20 protein-coding genes are annotated in these 19643 nt (G+C 56.7%); 13 read left to right on the top strand and 7 right to left on the bottom strand.

Annotation, left to right across the window (positions count from 1 at the left end; genetic code table 11):
- Positions 1-21: 21 nt before the first annotated feature.
- On the bottom strand, positions 22-609 hold the full coding sequence (locus tag RYA97_RS04330) for a PilZ domain-containing protein (protein WP_002552888.1): 588 nt from the start codon (positions 607-609) through the stop codon (positions 22-24).
- Positions 610-711: 102 nt separating this feature from the next.
- Between RYA97_RS04330 and RYA97_RS04325 the strand changes: the two genes are divergently transcribed.
- The 4 genes from RYA97_RS04325 (at position 712) to queF (ending at position 4935) form a co-directional block, all read left to right on the top strand.
- On the top strand, positions 712-1962 hold the full coding sequence (locus RYA97_RS04325; protein WP_004659831.1) for a lipoprotein-releasing ABC transporter permease subunit: 1251 nt from the start codon (positions 712-714) through the stop codon (positions 1960-1962).
- A gap of 7 nt (positions 1963-1969) precedes the next feature.
- Complete coding sequence (lolD, locus tag RYA97_RS04320) at positions 1970-2653, top strand: lipoprotein-releasing ABC transporter ATP-binding protein LolD (RefSeq protein ID WP_011168252.1); 684 nt, start codon at positions 1970-1972, stop codon at positions 2651-2653.
- 77 nt (positions 2654-2730) lie between these two features.
- The gene (locus tag RYA97_RS04315) at positions 2731-3975 is read left to right on the top strand and encodes a lipoprotein-releasing ABC transporter permease subunit (protein ID WP_005744382.1); all 1245 of its coding nucleotides are present in this window, start codon (positions 2731-2733) and stop codon (positions 3973-3975) included.
- 129 nt (positions 3976-4104) lie between these two features.
- The gene (gene queF / locus RYA97_RS04310; protein WP_316891943.1) at positions 4105-4935 is read left to right on the top strand and encodes an NADPH-dependent 7-cyano-7-deazaguanine reductase QueF; all 831 of its coding nucleotides are present in this window, start codon (positions 4105-4107) and stop codon (positions 4933-4935) included.
- A gap of 255 nt (positions 4936-5190) precedes the next feature.
- On the opposite strand, the gene RYA97_RS04305 is transcribed toward queF, so the two are convergent.
- Positions 5191-5457: a DUF4404 family protein gene (locus RYA97_RS04305; RefSeq protein WP_002552893.1), complete on the bottom strand. Its 267-nt coding sequence runs from the start codon at positions 5455-5457 to the stop codon at positions 5191-5193.
- A 103-nt stretch (positions 5458-5560) separates the two neighbouring features.
- A complete protein-coding gene (locus RYA97_RS04300) occupies positions 5561-6169 on the bottom strand; it encodes a hypothetical protein (protein WP_005734467.1) in 609 nt (202 codons plus the stop codon).
- A gap of 199 nt (positions 6170-6368) precedes the next feature.
- On the opposite strand from RYA97_RS04300, the gene RYA97_RS04295 reads away from it, so the two are divergent.
- Positions 6369-7070, top strand: coding sequence for a VacJ family lipoprotein (locus tag RYA97_RS04295; RefSeq protein WP_004659844.1), 702 nt, complete (start codon positions 6369-6371; stop codon positions 7068-7070).
- 88 nt (positions 7071-7158) lie between these two features.
- On the opposite strand, the gene RYA97_RS04290 is transcribed toward RYA97_RS04295, so the two are convergent.
- Positions 7159-7458, bottom strand: coding sequence for a PilZ domain-containing protein (locus RYA97_RS04290; RefSeq protein WP_002552896.1), 300 nt, complete (start codon positions 7456-7458; stop codon positions 7159-7161).
- A gap of 267 nt (positions 7459-7725) precedes the next feature.
- Between RYA97_RS04290 and rssB the strand changes: the two genes are divergently transcribed.
- Positions 7726-8910, top strand: coding sequence for a two-component system response regulator RssB (gene rssB, locus RYA97_RS04285; RefSeq protein WP_002552897.1), 1185 nt, complete (start codon positions 7726-7728; stop codon positions 8908-8910).
- Positions 8907-9392 carry an anti-sigma factor antagonist RssC gene (gene rssC / locus RYA97_RS04280; protein ID WP_002552898.1) on the top strand — a complete coding sequence of 162 codons (486 nt, stop codon included), beginning with the start codon at positions 8907-8909 and terminating at the stop codon, positions 9390-9392. Before rssB ends, rssC begins: the two co-directional genes overlap by 4 nt.
- Positions 9393-9476: 84 nt before the next feature.
- Here rssC and tal read toward each other — a convergent pair whose 3' ends face one another.
- Together tal and RYA97_RS04270 are read right to left on the bottom strand one after the other, a co-directional pair.
- Positions 9477-10403 carry a transaldolase gene (tal, locus tag RYA97_RS04275; protein WP_002552899.1) on the bottom strand — a complete coding sequence of 309 codons (927 nt, stop codon included), beginning with the start codon at positions 10401-10403 and terminating at the stop codon, positions 9477-9479.
- A gap of 208 nt (positions 10404-10611) precedes the next feature.
- Positions 10612-12981, bottom strand: coding sequence for a TonB-dependent siderophore receptor (locus tag RYA97_RS04270; RefSeq protein WP_117139997.1), 2370 nt, complete (start codon positions 12979-12981; stop codon positions 10612-10614).
- A gap of 240 nt (positions 12982-13221) precedes the next feature.
- Here RYA97_RS04270 and RYA97_RS04265 point away from each other — a divergent pair, with 240 nt between their 5' ends.
- From RYA97_RS04265 to RYA97_RS04245, 5 genes are all read left to right on the top strand, one after another.
- Positions 13222-14466: a M20/M25/M40 family metallo-hydrolase gene (locus RYA97_RS04265; protein ID WP_316886693.1), complete on the top strand. Its 1245-nt coding sequence runs from the start codon at positions 13222-13224 to the stop codon at positions 14464-14466.
- Positions 14467-14600: 134 nt separating this feature from the next.
- Positions 14601-15044 carry a LexA family protein gene (locus RYA97_RS04260; RefSeq protein ID WP_117139999.1) on the top strand — a complete coding sequence of 148 codons (444 nt, stop codon included), beginning with the start codon at positions 14601-14603 and terminating at the stop codon, positions 15042-15044.
- Positions 15045-15122: 78 nt separating this feature from the next.
- Positions 15123-15362 (top strand): hypothetical protein, encoded by a 240-nt coding sequence (locus RYA97_RS04255; protein WP_117140000.1) that lies wholly within the window; start codon positions 15123-15125, stop codon positions 15360-15362.
- A 134-nt stretch (positions 15363-15496) separates the two neighbouring features.
- Positions 15497-16624: a sensor histidine kinase gene (locus tag RYA97_RS04250; RefSeq protein WP_162882930.1), complete on the top strand. Its 1128-nt coding sequence runs from the start codon at positions 15497-15499 to the stop codon at positions 16622-16624.
- Between the two features lie 329 nt (positions 16625-16953).
- Positions 16954-17211, top strand: coding sequence for a hypothetical protein (locus tag RYA97_RS04245; RefSeq protein ID WP_157973373.1), 258 nt, complete (start codon positions 16954-16956; stop codon positions 17209-17211).
- Positions 17212-17266: 55 nt separating this feature from the next.
- Here RYA97_RS04245 and RYA97_RS04240 read toward each other — a convergent pair whose 3' ends face one another.
- The gene (locus RYA97_RS04240) at positions 17267-17806 is read right to left on the bottom strand and encodes a hypothetical protein (protein ID WP_117140002.1); all 540 of its coding nucleotides are present in this window, start codon (positions 17804-17806) and stop codon (positions 17267-17269) included.
- 688 nt (positions 17807-18494) lie between these two features.
- Here RYA97_RS04240 and dusA point away from each other — a divergent pair.
- Positions 18495-19514, top strand: coding sequence for a tRNA dihydrouridine(20/20a) synthase DusA (dusA, locus tag RYA97_RS04235; RefSeq protein ID WP_117140003.1), 1020 nt, complete (start codon positions 18495-18497; stop codon positions 19512-19514).
- Positions 19515-19643 lie beyond the last annotated feature (129 nt).

Below are 19643 nucleotides of genomic sequence, written 5' to 3'. Positions count from 1 at the left end.
GAAAAGAGATATACCGGAAGCTCAATTGCCGGATGGCTGACCCTGTTCAAGGGCCTGGCGTCGATGCTGAGCCTGACGCTGCAACACGTGCCGTGCGAGCAATTGACGTTGAGCGTCCGGCAGATTGACGAAGTCGGTGCTGATGTCAAAACCGCCATCTGCCCGTGCATCGCACTGGCTGACCCTGGCGCGCAGCATCAGACCTGCCGCCTGGGGCATCAGCACCATCTTGATCGACAGCTGTTCGCCCACGGCAAAACCTTGTTGTGAATTGAATTGAATGCCGCCTTCGGACAGTTTTACCGGCTGTGGAGCGCCCAGTTTGCCCAGTGCCGTGTGTGCAACCACTTCGCCCAGCAGGTCGATGCGCTTGCTCAACGACTTGAGAAAACTGTTCAGCACCCGGTCGCGCTCGTCGAGTTGGCGCATCAAATGCTGTGATTCGAACTCGCTGACGTGCAGCTCGCTGAGCAGGTCGAACAGTGTCGAGGTGTCCTGCATGGCGTCCTGACTTGCCTGGTCGGCACCAGACAGGGGGTTAATTTCCAGTGCGACGCTGTCGTCGATACGGTAGTATTCGCGGCGTCCTGCTTCATCTAATGTCGACATGGCGAACCCAAGCTAGCGGCGGTGGTCTGAGAGTTTCGAGTGTAAAGCTGCACGTCAAGGCCCGCCACATGGACGTCCTCATTCCTGCGAACAAATTCCTACATGTTCAGACCTCTTTTTGTATTTATCGGCACGCGCTACACACGTGCCAAGCGACGCAACCATTTTGTTTCGTTCATTTCCCTGACGTCCATGATCGGCCTCGCCCTCGGCGTGGTAGTGATGATAGTCGTGTTATCGGTGATGAATGGCTTCGATCACGAAATGCGTACCCGCGTGCTGGGCATGGTGCCGCACGCGACCATCGAATCGGCTGACCCGATCACCGACTGGCGTGGCCTGGCCGCGAAGGTTCAGGAAAACCCGCAGGTGCTGGCCGTTGCGCCATTCACACAAATGCAGGGTTTGCTGACCCACGACGGCAAGGTTCAGAAGGTGCTGCTCAATGGCATCGACCCGGCCGAGGAGCGCAAGGTCTCGATCATTGACCACTTCATCAAGCAGGGCCAGCTCGACAGCCTGTCTCCCGGCAGTTTCGGCATCATGATCGGCGACAAGGCGGCTGCCAAACTGGGCGTCGTGGTCGGCGACAAACTGACCTTTGTCGCGCCTGAGGTGACTGTCACGCCTGCCGGCATGTTCCCGCGCATGAAGCGTTTCGAGGTGACCGGTATATTTCATGTCGGCGCTGGCGAAATCGACGGCTTTCTGGGGCTGACCAACCTCGATGACCTGGCCCGTCTGCACCGCTGGAAGCCCAATCAGGTGCAGGGCCTGCGGCTCAAGTTCGATGATCTGTTTGCAGCGCCGCGCACTTCGTGGGAAATCGCCCAGAAACTGGGCGAAAACAATTTCTATTCCCGTGACTGGACACGCACCCACGGCAACCTCTATCAGGCCATCCGCATGGAAAAAGCCATGATTGGCCTGTTGCTGTTGCTGATTGTGGCCGTTGCGGCATTCAACATCATTTCCACGCTGGTGATGGTGGTCAATGACAAGAAGGGCGATATCGCCATTTTGCGCACACTGGGCGCGACACCGCGGCAGATCATGGCGATCTTCATGGTGCAGGGCACGGTGATCGGGGTGGTCGGTACGCTGATTGGCGCTGCGCTGGGCATCCTTGCAGCGCTTAACGTCAGTGCTGCCATCGCTGCGCTGGAAGGGCTGATCGGCCACAAGTTTCTCAACGCCGACGTCTATTTCATTGATTACCTGCCTTCGCAACTGATGGCCCAGGACGTATTCCAGGTCTGCGGTGCGGCGTTGGTCCTGAGTTTCCTCGCCACCCTGTATCCCGCCTGGCGTGCTGCGCGCACCCAGCCGGCGGAGGCGTTACGTTATGAGTGAGTCGGGCATGTCTGATAAAGCAGTATTGAGTTGCCGCAACCTGGGTAAATCCTACGAGGAAGGCCCGGAGTCGGTCGTGGTGTTGTCCGGTCTGCAACTGGAGCTGCATCCCGGTGAGCGGGTGGCTATTGTCGGCAGTTCGGGGTCGGGCAAAAGTACTTTGCTCAATCTTCTCGGCGGCCTGGACACACCTTCCGAAGGCAGTGTCTGGCTGGCGGGCGAAGAATTGTCGGCGCTGGGCGAAAAGGCGCGTGGCTTGCTGCGTAACCGGGCATTGGGTTTTGTCTACCAGTTCCACCATTTGCTGCCCGAATTCACGGCGCTGGAAAACGTCTGCATGCCCTTGCTGATCGGTCGGACGGCGATACCCGAGGCCCGTAAACGCTCCACCGCGTTGCTCGAACGTGTCGGCCTAGGCCATCGTCTTGCGCACAAGCCTTCGGAGCTTTCCGGTGGCGAGCGGCAGCGTGTGGCCATTGCTCGTGCGCTGATCAATCAGCCCGGTCTGGTGATGCTTGACGAGCCGACCGGCAACCTCGATCACCACACCGCGCAGGGCATTCAGGACCTGATGCGTGAGTTGAGCACTTCATCGCGTACGGCGTTTCTGATCGTGACCCACGACATGAGCCTCGCCAGGCAGATGGACCGCGTCCTGCGTCTGGAAGACGGCCGCCTCGTCGAGGCCTGATTGACCCGGCCCGGCGCAACTCATCGCGTCGGGTTCTACGTTTTTTATACGGTGTTTTTTCCCACGGTGCTTCGCGAATGTTCAGACCGTTACCCATCTTCATCGGCATGCGCTATACCCGCGCCAAACGCCGCAAAAGCTTCATCTCGTTCATTTCGATGACTTCGATGATCGGGCTGGCACTCGGTGTGCTGGCGATGATCGTGGTGCTGTCGGTCATGAACGGTTTCCAGCGGGAAATGAGTTCGCGAATCCTGGGCATGGTGCCGCATGCGGTTATCGCCGGTGCCACACCGGTGGATGACTGGAAACCGCTGGCCGACGCAGCGTTGAAAAATCCTGAAGTCACCGCTGCTGTACCGTTTACCGACATGGAAGGCATGCTGTCCTACAAGGGCTCGATGCAGCCGATCCAGATCAGCGGCGTTGACCCTGCGCTGGAGCATGAGGTGTCGATCGTCACTCAACACATTACGCGTGGAAGTCTTGAAGACCTGAAGCCGGGCGAATTTGGTGTGGTACTTGGCGATATAACCGCGCGTCGCTTTCGCTTGAGCATCGGCGACAAGCTGACCCTGATCGTACCGGAAGTCAGCAGTGCGCCGGGCGGCATCACGCCGCGCCTGCAACGTCTGACCGTCGTGGGTATTTTCAAGGTCGGTGCCGAGCTGGACGGCTCGATGGGCTTGATCAACATTGCCGACGCCGCGCAGATGCAACGCTGGCAACCCAATCAGGTTCAAGGCGTGCGACTGGCGCTCAAGGACCTGTACAAGGCGCCTCAGGTGTCCACAGCCATTGCTGCCGGTCTGGGTGCCGGGTATCACGCCGATGACTGGACCCACACTCAGGGAAGCCTGTTCAGCGCCATGAAAATGGAAAAGACCATGATCGGCCTGTTGCTGCTGATGATCGTTGCGGTTGCGGCGTTCAACATCATTGCCACGCTGATCATGGTGGTCAATGACAAGGGCGCGGACATCGCCATTCTGCGTACCATCGGCGCCACGCCGCGGCAAATCATGGCGATCTTCATGGTCCAGGGCACGGTGATCGGTATTGTCGGCACCCTGATCGGCGGCGTGCTGGGCATTATTGCCGCGCTGAACGTCAGCAGTCTGGTCGGTTGGGTCGAGCGGGTCAGTGGCCAGCACATCTTCAGTTCCGACGTGTACTTCATCAGCAACCTGCCTTCCCAATTGCAGGGCGGCGATGTGCTGCTGATCTGCAGTGCCGGGTTTATCCTGAGCTTTCTGGCCACGATCTACCCAGCCTGGCGCGCCGCGCAGATCCAGCCTGCGCATGCATTGCGTTATGAGTGATCAGAACCGAGTGTCCTCGCCGAGGCCGCATTGCGGCCCGCGACGGCTGCGGGCTGAAGCGGATTTTCGCTGAAAGCCCGTCGCAAACGCTATAAACTCGCCGCGTTAATTCATGATCCAGGTATCGCCATGCATCCCGCAGCCGAACACTCGCCGCTGGGCAAGTCCAGTGAGTACATCGCCACCTATACGCCGTCTTTGTTGTTCCCGATCCCCCGCGCTGCAAAATGGGCCGAGCTTGGGCTGACGGCTCAGACGCTGCCTTATCAGGGTGTCGATTTCTGGAACTGTTACGAGTTGTCCTGGTTGCTGCCATCCGGCAAGCCAGTGGTGGCCATTGCCGAGTTCAGCATTCCGGCCGATTCGCCGAACATCATCGAATCGAAGTCCTTCAAGCTGTACCTGAACTCGCTGAATCAGACCGCCTTCGCCACTGTCGAGGAGGTGCAGACAACCCTCGAACGGGATCTGTCAACTGCGGCCGGAAAGCCGGTTGGCGTGCGCATTCGCAGTCTGAGCGACATTGAGGGGGAGGGTGTGGCGACTTTGCCGGGCGTTTGCATCGACGATCTGGATATCACGGTCAGTAGCTACGATCGCCCTCAGCCAGAGCTGCTGCGCTGCGATGAGTCGCAAATTATCGAAGAAAGCGTGCACAGTCATTTGCTCAAATCGAACTGCCCGGTTACCAGTCAGCCCGACTGGGGCAGTGTGGTGGTCGAGTATCGCGGGGCGGCGCTGGATCACAGCAGCCTGCTGGCTTACATCGTCAGCTTCCGCCAGCATTCGGACTTTCACGAGCAATGTGTGGAAAGAATCTTCCTCGACCTGCAGCGTTTGCTCAAACCGGAAAAACTGACGGTTTACGCACGCTACGTGCGCCGCGGTGGTCTGGATATCAACCCGTATCGCAGCACAGAAACGCTGGACGTGAATAATCGCAGGCTGGCGCGGCAGTAGTGTCGTCTGGGGCTCAGCGCGTGGACGCAGAGCGTCCGCGACGGCATTTCCACGCGGAGCGTGTGGAACGATAGTTGTCTGTGTCCATCAGTGCCGATGCAGCGCGTCGTTACCCACTGACTGATATTTCCAGGTTCAGGGTTATCGTGCCGACGCTCCGCGTCGGCATGCGTAGGGTGACGCTCTGCGTCACAACTCTACGCCTCACCATGCATCAGCGGCCTTACGCAGAGCCAGCAGAGCGGCATTCCCTAATCAGACTCCGATATTGCCCAGCGTCTGCACGATGTTGCGCAAGGTGCCAGCGATGGTCGGATGCTCCAGCTCGAAACGCTCGACGGCCAGGTTCACGCCGTCAGCCAGACTGCTGTCTTCATGGGTGGCGTTTTCCAGCTGAATTTCAGTTTCGATTTGTTGCATGAGTTCGTGAAGATTTTCCCGGTCAGACTCCGAAAGCGGGGGGTTATGCTCCAGTTGCTCGCGCAGGGTGTTGAGTTGTTCTTGCAGTTCGCGGGCGGGCATGACGTGCTCCTTGATTGATAAGTCTGTCTCATGGACTTCGCCGAAGAGCTAAAGGTCCATGATCACTCAAGACTAATCCAGTCAGTGCCTGGCTGCATGTGTATCAGGGTTTTTCACCTTTGCTGCGGCGTAATGCGATATCGGCCAGGCAGGACTCCAGATCGCCAAGGTGATCAATGACCGAGTGTACTCCCAGCGAATAGAGTTTGAGCGTGGCCTGCGCGCGTCGCTGCTCGCGTTCGGCGTCACTCAGTGCCTGCCATTGCGAAGGCGAAAGTCCGCACAGTGGCCCGCAAGACGCCAGGCCAATGGTCCACAGCCCGGCATTCAGCCCGGACTGCAACAGGCGTGGGTCGCCGCTGATCAGCACGCAGCCATCCAGCTGGCTGACCTTCAGGGCCATCAGCGCCATCCAGCAAGCATCCGGGGCGGGCCATTTGGCGGTTGGGCGAGGGGCGGGAATCATCCAGTCACTTACTGGCTCAGCCAGCGTAGCGCTGACGGTTTCAGGCAGCTCGTCAAGCCAGGCGCAAGGCATTCCCTGATCACGCAGAGTCCGCAGAATATCCTTTGCGCCAGGTGTGAGCTGTGTGAGCTCATTGCCTGGTGTAAGCGAGGTCGCGGCCTGCGCACCGAAGTCCACCAGACAGCCGCTAAGGCCGAACAGCAGGGCGGGAAAGGTTGGCAGAGGCGTGAGGACCGGCGCGAGCATGAGGATCTCTCTGAAATATCCAGAAACGCTACCGGTATTTTGTGACACTTTGATGAATGTGCGATGACGGGGGTTTATCCGGAACCCTTTGCTGACAGACCTGCCTTATTCATGACAGAAGGCTTTATACTCCCTGTCCTAGCGTGTGGGGCGTAGCACCCGCGTCATTATTTCGATATCTCGATCAGGAGTGTCAGCTATGCCCGTGACCGGTGCAGGCTTTATCAAGCGTTTGCTGCAATTGTCCCTCTGTGCCGGCATTGCGCTGGTGCCGGTAGCCGTTCAGGCCGCCGAAGATGACCCGTGGGAAGGCATCAACCGCTCCATTTTCAGCTTCAACGATACCCTCGACGCTTATACGCTCAAGCCGCTGGCTAAGGGTTACCAGTACATCGCGCCACAATTTGTCGAAGACGGTATCCATAACTTCTTCAACAACATCGGCGATGTCGGCAACCTGGCGAACAACGTGCTGCAAGCCAAGCCTGAAGCGGCCGGTGTCGACACTGCGCGCCTGATCGTCAACACCACGTTCGGGCTGCTGGGTTTCATTGACGTGGGTACCCGCATGGGCCTGCAACGCAACGATGAAGATTTTGGCCAGACACTGGGCTACTGGGGTGTGCCGAGCGGCCCGTTCGTGGTGATTCCGCTGCTGGGTCCAAGCACCGTGCGTGATGCCTTCGCCAAATACCCGGACACCTACACGTCTCCGTACCGCTACATCGATCATGTGCCGACCCGTAACACGGCGCTGGGCGTCAACCTCATCGATACGCGTGCCAGCCTGCTGTCTGCCGAGCGTATGGTCAGCGGTGATCGTTACACGTTCATCCGTAACGCTTACCTGCAGAACCGCGAGTTCAAGGTCAAGGACGGAAAGGTCGAAGACGATTTTTAATCGACACTTTACCTCTGCGTGAATCAATAAAGGCGACCCTGGGTCGCCTTTATTATTTTTTGAAAGTGTGAAGTAATTCCGCCTGCAGTCAGCGCATCGAGACGATGGAAAGCCCCAGTTTCTGTCCGCCGCCTTCTTCGTCATTGACCCACACCACCTCGGTTTCGGCCTCAAGTCCCTTGAGCGCAGGATGATCAGAGTCGATGCTCACGCTAAGCTTGTCCCCGACCTGGAATGAGCGTGGTGCCTGGACCTGCATGCCTGAGCTGGAAAGGTCAATGCATACGGCGGGAATCACCTGGCCCGCGTGGATCAGGTTGACGTCTGCTTCGACGCGCATGCGGATGTAATCCCGCTTTTCCTCGTAGTTGCGATCATTTCCACTCATGTACAGTCCTTCGTTTTAGTTGCTGATTTGTGAGTTCTTATAACTCCGGGTGATTTGCGATGTAAAGAGCGCAAAGTGAGGATAGGAGCATGCTTGAAACACCCGTCGGATGGGAGTACCGTCTGCGCCTTGAAGGGCACCTCTGAGACACGCCACGCACATCCAGTTGTCGCGTGTTATTACGGAGAGGCTAGAAGCGAATCCAGTAAGCTGGTTCCGGAAACACCGGGCCGCCTACGCCAACCTGATCTGGCGCCGTTTGCCCCCATGCCAAAAACCAGTGCCAAGCTGCTGATTATCGATGACGACGACGTAGTGCGCGCGAGCCTTGCCGCCTACCTTGAAGACAGTGGCTTCAGCGTTCTGCAAGCGAGTAATGGCTTGCAGGGAATTCAGATGTTCGAGCAAGAGAACCCCGATCTGGTGGTCTGCGATCTACGCATGCCTCAGATGGGCGGTCTTGAGCTGATCCGTCAGGTCACCGCCATTGCTCCGCAGACGCCTGTCATCGTTGTATCCGGTGCGGGCGTTATGAGCGATGCGGTAGAGGCCTTGCGCCTCGGCGCTGCCGATTATCTGATCAAGCCCCTTGAAGATCTTGCCGTGCTGGAGCATTCAGTGCGTCGGGCGCTGGACAGGGCTCGTCTTCTCACTGAAAACCAGGTCTACCGCGAAAAGCTGGAAAAGGCCAATCGCGAACTCGAAGCCAGTCTTCACCTGTTGCAGGAAGATCAGGATGCCGGTCGGCAAGTGCAGATGAACATGTTGCCGATCACCCCGTGGTCGATTGACGAATTCAAGTTTGCGCATCAGATCATTCCGTCGTTGTACCTGTCCGGCGATTTTGTCGATTACTTCAGGGTCGACGAACGGCGTGTTGCCTTCTACCTGGCAGATGTTTCAGGTCACGGTGCGTCATCGGCATTCATCACGGTGCTGCTGAAGTTCATGACCACGCGGCTGCTGTTTGAGTCCAGGCGCGGCGGAACGCTGCCGGAATTCAAACCGTCTGATGTGCTGGGGCATATCAACCGCGGGCTTATCAGTTGCAAACTGGGCAAGCACGTTACGATGGTCGGCGGTGTTATTGATGAAGAGTCAGGTAAACTGACGTATGCCGTGGGTGGTCATCTGCCACTGCCGGTGTTGTATTCCGAAGGGCAGGCGCGGTATCTGGAAGGTCGCGGCCTTCCGGTCGGTTTGTTCAACGAAGCGACCTATCAGGATCACGAAATCGACCTGCCAGCATCCTTCAGTCTGACCATGTTGTCTGATGGCATACTGGATCTGTTGCCCGGTGATACACTCAAAGAGAAAGAAGCCGTCCTTCCCGAGTTGGTCAAGACGGCTGGCGGCAGCCTGGATGGCTTGCAGCGGGTTTTTGAATTGGCAACGCTAGGGGAGATGCCGGATGATATCGCCTTGTTAGTGTTAAGCAGGAATCTTGAATGAGTACCGGTAGAATCCAGTTCGCCGAGCAGGAAGGCACCTTCGTTCTCAAGTTCGTGGGTGAAGTGCGGTTGACGCTGTGTTCGGCCCTGGATGCGACTATCGAGCGTATCTTCACTGCGTTGAATTTCTCGGCGGTGGTCATCGATCTTACCGAGACGCGCAGCATTGACAGCACAACGCTTGGCTTGCTGGCCAAACTTTCGATCCTGTCGCGCCAGAAGGTCGGACTGTTGCCGACTCTCGTGACCACTCACGAGGACATCACGCGCCTGTTGCAGTCGATGGGCTTTGATCAGGTGTTCAACATCGTTGACCGGCCCCTGCCGCGGCCTGAGAGTCTGACTGACCTGCCTTCGCAGGATCAGTGCGAGGAAGTGGTCAAGGCCAAGGTGCTTGAGGCGCACAAGATCCTCATGGGCCTTAACGACTCGAATCGTGAAGCATTCCATGATCTGGTCAATGCACTGGAAGGTCAGCGCTAGGCACCATTGGCGTCTGTCCTTCTGACACTGAACGACAGGCAGCAAAAAGGGCGACACCCGTTAAGGTGTCGCCCTTTTTCGTTATCAGGCTTTTGCGGAGAGCAGCGCTTCCAGCTTTTCCTGATCGCGAGCGAACTGACGAATGCCTTCAGCCAGTTTTTCAGTGGCCATGGCATCTTCATTGGAGGCCCAGCGGAACTGGCTCTCGGTCAGGCTCTGGCGAGCCTCACCGGCATTGCCCGGTGCAAGCTTGCGTTCCAGCGTACCGGTATCTTCAGCCAGTTTCTTGAGCAGGTCGGTGCTGATGGTCAGGCGATCACAGCCCGCCAGCTGTTCGATCTGATTCAGATTGCGGAAGCTTGCCCCCATAACCACGGTTTTGAAATCGTTGGCCTTGTAGTAGTTATAGATGCGCGTCACAGACTGTACACCCGGATCCTCTGCGCCAACGTAGTCGATGCCTGAAGATTTCTTGTACCAGTCGTAGATACGGCCCACGAACGGCGAAATCAGGAACACGCCAGCCTCGGCACAGGCGATTGCCTGGGCGAAGGAGAACAGCAACGTCAGGTTGGTCTGAATACCGTCCTTCTCTAGCTTCTCAGCGGCACGGATACCTTCCCACGTGGCTGCCAGCTTGATCAGCACCCGATCACGTTTGATGCCGGCGGCATCGTAAAGGCCGATCAAGCGCTCGCTGCGCTCGATCAGGGCATTGGTGTCGAACGAGAGGCGTGCATCCACTTCAGTGGATACGCGGCCCGGAACCACCTTGAGAATTTCCTGACCGATGGCGACTGCAAAGCGGTCGCAGGCCAGGCCGATGTCACCCTTGGCACCGCTGAATGCGTCGGCGAGCATCTGAGCGTTGTTTACGTCGGATGCGGCCTTGAGCAGCAGCGAAGGGTTGGTGGTGGCGTCCTCTGGTTCGAGGCTTTTGATTGCGCCGAAGTCGCCTGTGTCAGCAACAACGGTAGTGAATTTCTTGAGTTGATCCAGCTTGGAAGTCATGAGCGTGCTCTGTCCTGTGCGGTTGGATGACATTACCCGAGCGCTGCCGACCACTCAAGGCCGCAGCGTTTCCTGCTGCCGATGATAGGCCCTGAGGGACGGCATTGTCGTGAATACCTTTGTCGAGACTGTTTTTGAGCCTCGCACGCACTGCTTGTTCCCTTGATGTGAATTTAACGGCTATCAGGTAGCTTGCAGCGTGCAAGAGTCAGAGCGACCACTTCAGCGAGACCATCAGGTTGCGCGGGTCACCGTAAACGCCGCTACCGGTCGCGAGAGGAATGCCCTGCCAGTATTTTTCGTCGAATACGTTGTTGAGGTTGACCCGCGCGTCCCAGTGCTCGTCGAAGCGGTAGCCTGCCATCAGTCCCACAACCGCATAGGCGTCCTGCTCGGAGTGACCGGTGCCGACCCGGTTGTACGTCTCGCTTTGCGCCAGAACGTCGGCACCCACGCGCCATTTGTTCAGGTTGCCGGGCAGGTGATAGGACGTTGCTGCCTTGAATAGGTGTTTCGGTTGATTGGGCGCAAACAGGTTGCCCTTGTCATTGGTCCGGTCTTTGACGTACTGGCTCAGCACCAGTGTGTAGGAGGCCGACGCTTGCCAGTCAGGTGTCAGCTGGCCGCTGATTTCTGCGTCGATCCCTCGGCTGCGCACTTCACCGGCTGCTTCGTAGCAGACGCGATTCTGCTGCTGGCAAGTGACTGGCGGATTGACGATGGCGTACGCGCGGTTTTCCTGGGTCATGTCGAAGACTGCCAGCGATGCGTTCAGACCACCGTCGAAGTATTCGCCTTTCAGGCCAATTTCGTAACTTTCGCCCGTCATCGGGTCCAATACGCCGCCTCCCACGTCCAGCTGGTTCTGCGGCTTGAAGATCTCGGTATAGCTTGCGTAGGCCGAGTAGGTATCGTTCAGGTCATAGACGATGCCGGCATAAGGCGTGACCTCACGAATGACTTTGTAGTCACCATTGCTGGCCGAACGATTCTGATAGTCGTACCAGCTTACCCGGCTGCCGACGATAACGTGCAATTGATCAATCGGGTTGAAACGTGCGGCGGCGTAGACGCCTTCCTCGGTGGCGGTGTTCTGATTGACGTAAGCGGTACGCGTGGCAGGGTCCGGTTTTGCAATGAGATTGGGGTTGAAGGTGTAGATATCGACCGGTGTGGAGCCGTAAAAGCCGCCTTTCTGATCAAACTTTTCTTCGCGCCGACTGACGCCGAGCATCAGCTCGTGCTGCCGGCCAAACAGCTGGAATGGACCGGACAGCGAACCATCCACACTGGTCTGCACGTCTGTGGTGTCGTACTCGCCAGCCGCCTGGCCGTAACCGGTGCCACTGGCGGTCAGGTAGTTGGAGTACATGTCGGATTCAGCCCATATTCTGGTCGCCGCAAGTTTGCTGCTCCAGCCGTTGTCGAAGCGATGAGTCAGGTCCGTGAAAACACTGACGTTTTCCCTGTCCCAATACGCCCAGTCGTTACTGAGGAAGGTGGAACGTGGCAGGTGAAGGTTTTCACCGTTAGGGCCGGATGGCAGGCTGCCCCAGTCCGACGTTGCATCATCGCGCTGCTTCGAGGCCCCGATGGTCCAGGTGGTCGACTCGTTAAGGTCGGCTTCCAGAACGCCATAGAACGTCTGACGCTCTTTATCGCGCTCATCGACAAAACTGTTGCCCGTTTCATAGGCTGCCACCACCCGGCCACGTAACGTACCGGAATCGTTGAGCCTGTTCGACGCGTCCACCTCGGTGCGGTAGCGGTCCCAGCTCCCGGCGCTGGTGGTCACGCTGACTTGCGGGGTAGCAGTAGGGCGCTTGCGAATCAGATTGAGTGTCGCCGAGGGGCTGCCTGCACCGGTCATCAGCCCCGTAGCGCCGCGTACCACTTCAACGCGGTCGTACAAGGCCAGGTCAGCACCGGAGATGGTGTCCAGTGTAAAGGTGCTGACGATGGTCGGCAGACCGTCATACATCAGGTTATCGATGGTAAAGCCGCGCGCCAGAAACTGCTGACGGTCCGAGCCGAATTTGCGCAGCGTCACGCCGGGTGCATATTTGACGACATCATTGAGGTCGTTCATGCCCTGATCTTCAATTCGCTGGCGAGTGATCACGCTTACCGACTGCGGCGTCTCGCGAATCGAAAGGGGCAACCCGGTCGCGCTGCTCATCGAGCCCGTGGTGTACGAACCGCTGCCTTCTGTGGTGGCCATTCCTGCAATGCCCGCCTGAGCGCTGATGTCCACGTTGCCCAGCGTCATCGAGCCACCGCTCGATGGCTGGAACACCCTCACAGCATTGCCCTGTACCTGCGTATCTAGGCCGCTGCCCAACAGTAGCTGATTCAATGCCTGAGCCGGTTCCAGGCTGCCGCTAATGGCTGGAGCCTGCTTGCTTGCAATCAATTTGTCATCCACTGATATCTGCATACCGCTCGCTTGGCTCAGCTGTGCGAGCGATCTGGAAAGCGCCTGTGCAGGCAGATCGAGTTGAACGGGACTGGCCAGAGCGGCGGCCGACAGACCGAGAGTCACAAGGCTGGCCAACGAAGGTAGAAGCGGACGAAGCATTGGGGTAATTCCTGCAGGAACTGGGACGTGGCGGGACACCTGGATGATGGTGTGCTGGCTGGCAGGTCGTGACAGACGGCAGCGGAGGGCGAGACTAACAAATTTTTCACATTTTATTAAATGCTAATCACTATCAGTTACATTCTTATACATATTTGTCTGATGAGACTCGCTTGTGGCGTCGAGCAGTGCATTGGGGTAAAGATGCTGTTCAACTCGCGATGATCTGAAGGAACCAGCATGCATTCACGACGTTTCCCCATCACTGCCGCAATCGGCTTTTCATTGTTTTCCATGGGCGTCATCGCCGCCGAGCTGCCATCTGATCTGTTACTGAAAAAAGCCCAGGCCGAACAACAGTCCTACCTCAAAACCGTCCGGCAACTCGTGGATATCGATACGGGCACTGGTCAGGCACCCGGACTGAAAACAGTCAGCGCGATGCTGGTGGAGCGTCTCAAGGCATTGGGTGCCGAAGTTTCCACCACGCCGGCAGACCCTTCTGCGGGTGACAACATCGTCGGCAGGTTCAAAGGTAATGGCAGCCGGTCCTTTCTGTTGATGGTCCACTACGACACAGTCTTCGGGCCGGGCACTGCCGCGAAACGCCCGTTCAGGCTCGACGGCGAACGCGCCTATGGCCCCGGTGTGGCAGATGCGAAGGGCGGTGTTGCGATGATTCTGCATTCGCTGCAACTGCTGCAGGACCAGAATTTCAAGGATTTCGGCACGCTCACCGTGCTTTTCAACCCGGACGAGGAGACCGGCTCCAGCGGGTCGAAGAAAGTCATAGCCGAACTCGCTCGCCAGCATGACTACGTGTTTTCCTATGAGCCGCCTGACAAAGACGCCGTGACTGTCGCCACCAATGGCATCAATGGCTTGCTCCTCGACGTCAAAGGCAAGTCGTCACACGCAGGCTCGGCCCCTGAAGCCGGGCGCAACGCGGCCATCGAGCTGGCGCACCAACTGCTGCAACTCAAGGACCTTGGCGATCCGGGCAAGGGTACGACCGTCAACTGGACGCTTGTCAAAGGCGGTGAGAAGCGCAACATCATCCCGTCCAGCGCTTCGGCCGAGGCGGACATGCGCTACTCCGATCTGAGCGAGAGCGACAGGGTGCTCGCTGACGGTCAGCGGATTGTGAAGAAAACCCTCGTTGATGGCACCGAAGTGACCTTGCGCATGGAGAAAGGCCGTCCGCCACTGGCCAGGAACCCTGGTTCCGAGCAACTGGCGAAAACCGCGCAGGCGCTCTATGAAAAAATAGGTCGCAGTATCGAGCCGATCGCCATGCGCTTCGGCACCGATGCGGGCTACGCCTACGTACCGGGCAGCGCAAAGCCTGCCGTGCTGGAAACCATGGGCGTTGTCGGGGCCGGCTTGCATGCGGACGATGAGTACATCGAACTGTCGAGCATCGCGCCCAGGCTTTACCTGACAGTGGCGCTGATTACCCGGTTGTCGCAAGACAAAGCGCCGTGACAGTACGCGAGCATTGACCGTGCATCGGGTTGAGTCCACACCATTTGTCGATGTGTCAGGTCGTGGAGATTGACCTGGCCCCTGATAAACGATTAACTGTATATGTATACAGTTAATCATAAAAGGCTCGTCCCATGAGTGTCACATTCCTTGGCCCTTTGTCGGCAGGGGGCATCAAGCTCCCTTTGCTATCCTTGTCATCCGTCGGTTCCAGGTCGCCAGTGGTCGAGAAGCATGTCTCTATCGCAGAGCTTTGTGAGGTCCGTGAGCCGCACGTTTATCTGGCCAGGGTCGAGGATGAAGGGATGCAGGGAGGCGGCATGCGCACCGGTGACATGCTGGTTGTCGACCGCAGTCAGTACGCCGAGCACGGTGACATCGTCGTCGCCTCACTCAACGCAAGGCAGATGTGTCGGCGTTTGCACATGCGTGGCGACGTCGTGATCCTCAAGTCCGAACACCCGGATTATCCACCACTGCATGTCACTGACCACGACGACCTGATCATTCTGGGTGTGGTGACCTACAGCCTGAAAAACCTTATTGAAGGGCGCACCGCCTCTTCAGCTCATCGATGATCGGGCTCATGGCCTTGCATTGCACGCTTCACCGTGATCTGCTGCCGACCCTATGGTTTTAACCCGGAAATTGAGCGAATGCAGGAACAACTTGACCAGTTACGGCTCCCCAAGGCTGTCCAGGGGGCTATCAGTGATCTGGTAAGAGCGCTCGAGGCAACCAGCACCCGCGCTGACCTGGAGGCCGAAGGGGCGTTGCAGATCGAATACATTCACAGTCTTGAGACAAGCAGAAAACTGCGTCCCGCCGATGCCGAGGCGCTCTACATCATTTTTGACGACGCAGTTCAGGCTCGTTTACAAGCGCTTTCCGATTAGCTCCGGGCCTCGATATTTTCCTGGTCTGCGTGAAATTCATTTAACAAATGTATCCGTCTTTTTGATCGGAATTGGTGTTTAACTCGCCCCACGAATCTGCAATTCGCGGCGTTCATTTTCGGGTTTTAATTGCTATGCGGTTATCGGGCTTCATCCTTGAGAACATCGAGCCTATTGTACTGGAGTGGACCGACTTCGCGCGCACCATGTCCACGCTCGGCGAGCCTCTGGATACCAAGGAGCTCAGAGATCACGCCGAGCAGATGCTTCGAGCCATTGCCACCGATTTGAGGACTGATCAGTCATCGCAGCAACAGGTCGAAAAATCTCAGGGCCAGGTCGTATCGCAAGAAGACAGCGCTGCGAAAAGCCATGCGATCACTCGTTTGATGTCAGGTTTCACCATTGATCAGGTGGTCTCGGAGTTTCGAGCGTTACGCGCGAGCGTGATAAAACAATGGATGATGCGCGCGACCTCGGACACCCAGCAGCAGATGGAGGACATGATCCGCTTCAACGAAGCAATAGATCAGGCTCTCGCGGAATCCATCTCCAGCTATACCGGTGCGGTTCAGGCCTCGCGCAATATCTTTCTGGGCATCCTCGGGCACGACTTGCGCACACCGTTAAGTGCCATATTGCTGGGTGCAGACGTGCTGTTGCGTACCAATGACCTGGGCGCGCGGCCGACCAAGGTGGCATCAAGGATCTACTCAAGCGTGAAACGAGCCAATCAGATCGTTGGCGATCTGCTCGACTTCACACGGTCACAGATCGGTCCCGGCATTCCGTTGAAAAAGACTCAGACAGACATCCAGGCCGTCTGTGCTCGCATCGTTGACGAATCGCGTACGGTCAATCCAGAGGCAGATATTCACCTGACCTCTAACGATCCGGTCATTGGCAATTTTGATGGTGATCGCCTGGAGCAGGTCTTCTCGAACCTCATTGGCAATGCCATACAACACGGCAACAGCCGCGACCCTGTCGAGGTAACGCTGGCAGCTTCTGACGGCACACTTCAGTTCACCGTGCACAACACAGGCAGTCCAATTCCCGAAGACGTGCTTCCTTTTATCTTCAACCCGATGGATCGCTACTCGCCCGAGAAAATGACTGACAACGGTCCCTACTCAAGCCTTGGGCTTGGCTTGTTCATCGTCGCCAAGATCGTCGATGCCCATGGCGGGCGTATTGAAGTGACGTCAAAAGCGGATCTGGGAACTACGTTTGCGGTGTTTATTCCGCTGAATGCGGAGTGAGCCCCCGACAGATGGAGTGCGCTTACCGTGTTAGTTACCAACTGTGCAGTTTTGCAAATCCAGGTGTTCTCCAAGCCAAATAAGTGTAACAACCTCACTCAACGAATACTCATGCGCTCCAAGCAGATAGTCTGTCCTGGCTGTGACGATAAAATAGGCATTAGGCGCATGGACTGCCTAACTGGCAGCACGCTTCCCTCACACCACGCATTGGGCATGACGAATAACTCAACGCGTTCATGTGGTTTTCTGAATGCTTGAGTAGTGTTCATGGCGACTCCCTGAGAGCGCAATGTGAGTACCATTTCACAATGGGCAGGATTAAAAAGTTGAAGGGAATTACAAAGGTTGAGCAGGCAAAAGGCAGCGCATATGAAATGCTTTTATTCACTTTGTCGTACGTGCGTCGGCTGATGAGAAGAATGGTTTCTGCCGACTTGTTTTTTGCTTCCTGTGCCACTGCCTTAATGGTAGCTGCCTTCCAAGTGCTTACTACTCCAGCGGCGCGTCTGTGCGTGAAGGCCCTTGTATGGACCCACGCTACGGCGATGCAAATGCGCCATTTTTTATTCGTCGTTTTTCAATGAGCGTCTTTCAGATGCCTATTCGTCGCGCTACTGAAGCTTTCGTGGCAAGCATGACTCAGTATTTCAAACGACTGCCCAATGTGATCGGGTTTTTATTGTCGATATTTTTTCCCGCAGCTGCCAAAAAATCATGAACTATGGAAAGCGCACCGCTAAACATTAACGTCATGATGATATAACCAATAACCTCGACGTGCTGGTTAGGCAAAAGTTGAACGGTGTTTTTAAACAAAACGACTGCGTAAAAGCCCATGAGTGCGCCCAGTCCTGTCCTCAGCATTGTCAAAAAGCTTGCGCCAACCTCTGCAAAAACCTTGTAGATGAATCGGAATCTTTCCACCGCAGCGTCTGACCTAAAACGCAGCGCAAATTTTAAAGCGCACACCAGTAAGTAGGGGATTAAAAGTGTGAAGTAATGCTTTATCAATACTTCGGGCGCCAAGAGCATAGAGAAGGCATCATCAATTTCTTTTTCCGTGCTTGAATACTCCAGAATGGGAATGGTCCCAAGCAGAAAACCCACGATGAGCTCTGTTGGGAGCTTTTTTACGTAGGCAATACTTTCAGTTTTTAAATTGTTGGTTCTTTTTCTCATGATTCTCCTGAATGGGCTTGTCAGCCTCAAATGTTTGTAATGGCTGAAGAGGTGCTGAGACGGCTGCCGCAGCGTTTGACCAATCCACTGTCCTCTCAGCTTACTCTTGCAAGTCCAACCATCGCCTCTGCTCTGTGCTCTAAGTGGAGCTCAGCGCCTCGTTCGTATTCTGTGAGGGCTTGCTTTGGCCCTTTGGCTAAAAAATACGTAACGCCGCTCATACACCTCCGGCGTCAGATCCAATCAGGTCAATATGTTGGTTTCGTGCATTTCTTGCCACTGCTCTGACGCGGCACCATTTGAACTACCGATAGGCTTACAGCTGTCATAGGCTACACCTGTAGCGCGTGTCGGCCTGTCAAAATGTAGCCCGGTCGCCGATCTGCATCAGCACGAAGGCCAGCGGTTACCGTTTGAGATATCGAGCAGAGTTTGACTTCTATCCCCACTGGGCCTTGACCTGAGCCACCTACTGCACTCCACAGCCTGCCTTCCTGTTAAACTGCCGCGCATTCCTGACAATCCGTATCTGCGCCGTGAGACCAGTGGTTTTACCGTTGCGTTTACGTGCTGTGATCGTACCCATCTCACATTGCTACATTTCCAGCGTCGGTTGCTACATTGTGGCAACCGCTTGCTGAAAATGTAGCAACCCGGGTAGGAGCGGCTGCATAAAAGATCAATTCACATGACAACTGAAAACCACGAAACCCCTGCAATCATTGGCCAATCAGCCACCACGCTGTCCCGTCGCTTCTCCGTCGCCCCCATGATGGACTGGACCGACCACCATTGCCGCTACTTCATGCGCAAGCTCTCAAAGCATGCTTTGCTCTACACCGAAATGGTCACCACCGGTGCCTTGCTGCACGGCGACCGCGAGCGATTCTTGCGTCATGACGAGACCGAGCACCCGCTGGCGTTGCAGTTGGGCGGTAGCACGGCGGCGGATCTGGCTGCCTGTTCCCGGCTGGCTGAAGAGGCGGGCTACGACGAGGTTAATCTGAACGTCGGTTGCCCGAGCGATCGGGTGCAGAACAACATGATCGGCGCGTGCCTGATGGCGCATCCTGAGTTAGTGGCGGATTGCGTGAAGGCGATGCGCGATGCGGTTGGTATTCCGGTTACGGTCAAGCACCGGATCGGCATTAACGGCCGTGACAGCTACGCCGAGTTGTGTGATTTCGTCGGCAAGGTTCATGAGGCCGGTTGCGAGAGTTTTACGGTTCACGCGCGCATCGCGATTCTGGAGGGCCTGTCGCCTAAGGAAAACCGCGATATTCCGCCGCTGCGTTATGACGTGGTCGCGCAACTGAAGTCTGACTTTCCTGACCTGGAGATTGTACTCAACGGCGGCATCAAGACGCTGGAGCAGTGCAGCGAGCATTTGCAGACCTTCGACGGCGTCATGCTGGGGCGTGAGGCTTATCACAACCCGTATCTGTTGGCGCAGGTGGATCAGCAGTTGTTCGACAGCACTGCGCCGGTTATCAGTCGTTACGATGCGTTGGAGTCGATGCGGCCCTATATTGCGGCGCATATTGCCAGCGGCGGCAATATGCACCATGTCACCCGGCACATGCTCGGGCTTGGTTTGGGGTTCCCCGGCGCACGGCGTTTCCGTCAGTTGCTGTCGGTTGATATACACAAGGCCGAAAATCCCATGCTGTTGCTTGATCAAGCAGCGGCGTTCCTCGAGGGGCATTGAGTTAATCTGACGAACTGAACGGGTGGCTTTGGCGGGCTGATCTATGCTCAGGTCTACCGCCCACCAGATCCACCCCCACCAGGTCACTCCCCACCATGTTGAATCGACGAAACTTTCTCGAGTTTTCTT

The sequence above is a fragment of the Pseudomonas syringae group sp. 26L6 genome (assembly GCF_032587815.1).
In the GTDB taxonomy this organism is placed as follows: Bacteria; Pseudomonadota; Gammaproteobacteria; order Pseudomonadales; family Pseudomonadaceae; genus Aquipseudomonas; species Aquipseudomonas amygdali.
This window is presented reverse-complemented; position numbering and strand designations above follow the sequence as displayed.

Bases quoted from the DNA above. Each gene is read 5' to 3' on its own strand.
- RYA97_RS04330 (WP_002552888.1), bottom strand. From the start codon at position 609: ATGTCGACATTAGATGAAGCAGGACGCCGCGAATACTACCGTATCGAC.
- RYA97_RS04325 (WP_004659831.1), top strand. From the start codon at position 712: ATGTTCAGACCTCTTTTTGTATTTATCGGCACGCGCTACACACGTGCC.
- lolD (WP_011168252.1), top strand. From the start codon at position 1,970: ATGTCTGATAAAGCAGTATTGAGTTGCCGCAACCTGGGTAAATCCTAC.
- RYA97_RS04315 (WP_005744382.1), top strand. From the start codon at position 2,731: ATGTTCAGACCGTTACCCATCTTCATCGGCATGCGCTATACCCGCGCC.
- queF (WP_316891943.1), top strand. From the start codon at position 4,105: ATGCATCCCGCAGCCGAACACTCGCCGCTGGGCAAGTCCAGTGAGTAC.
- RYA97_RS04305 (WP_002552893.1), bottom strand. From the start codon at position 5,457: ATGCCCGCCCGCGAACTGCAAGAACAACTCAACACCCTGCGCGAGCAA.
- RYA97_RS04300 (WP_005734467.1), bottom strand. From the start codon at position 6,169: ATGCTCGCGCCGGTCCTCACGCCTCTGCCAACCTTTCCCGCCCTGCTG.
- RYA97_RS04295 (WP_004659844.1), top strand. From the start codon at position 6,369: ATGCCCGTGACCGGTGCAGGCTTTATCAAGCGTTTGCTGCAATTGTCC.
- RYA97_RS04290 (WP_002552896.1), bottom strand. From the start codon at position 7,458: ATGAGTGGAAATGATCGCAACTACGAGGAAAAGCGGGATTACATCCGC.
- rssB (WP_002552897.1), top strand. From the start codon at position 7,726: ATGCCAAAAACCAGTGCCAAGCTGCTGATTATCGATGACGACGACGTA.
- rssC (WP_002552898.1), top strand. From the start codon at position 8,907: ATGAGTACCGGTAGAATCCAGTTCGCCGAGCAGGAAGGCACCTTCGTT.
- tal (WP_002552899.1), bottom strand. From the start codon at position 10,403: ATGACTTCCAAGCTGGATCAACTCAAGAAATTCACTACCGTTGTTGCT.
- RYA97_RS04270 (WP_117139997.1), bottom strand. From the start codon at position 12,981: ATGCTTCGTCCGCTTCTACCTTCGTTGGCCAGCCTTGTGACTCTCGGT.
- RYA97_RS04265 (WP_316886693.1), top strand. From the start codon at position 13,222: ATGCATTCACGACGTTTCCCCATCACTGCCGCAATCGGCTTTTCATTG.
- RYA97_RS04260 (WP_117139999.1), top strand. From the start codon at position 14,601: ATGAGTGTCACATTCCTTGGCCCTTTGTCGGCAGGGGGCATCAAGCTC.
- RYA97_RS04255 (WP_117140000.1), top strand. From the start codon at position 15,123: ATGCAGGAACAACTTGACCAGTTACGGCTCCCCAAGGCTGTCCAGGGG.
- RYA97_RS04250 (WP_162882930.1), top strand. From the start codon at position 15,497: ATGCGGTTATCGGGCTTCATCCTTGAGAACATCGAGCCTATTGTACTG.
- RYA97_RS04240 (WP_117140002.1), bottom strand. From the start codon at position 17,806: ATGAGAAAAAGAACCAACAATTTAAAAACTGAAAGTATTGCCTACGTA.
- dusA (WP_117140003.1), top strand. From the start codon at position 18,495: ATGACAACTGAAAACCACGAAACCCCTGCAATCATTGGCCAATCAGCC.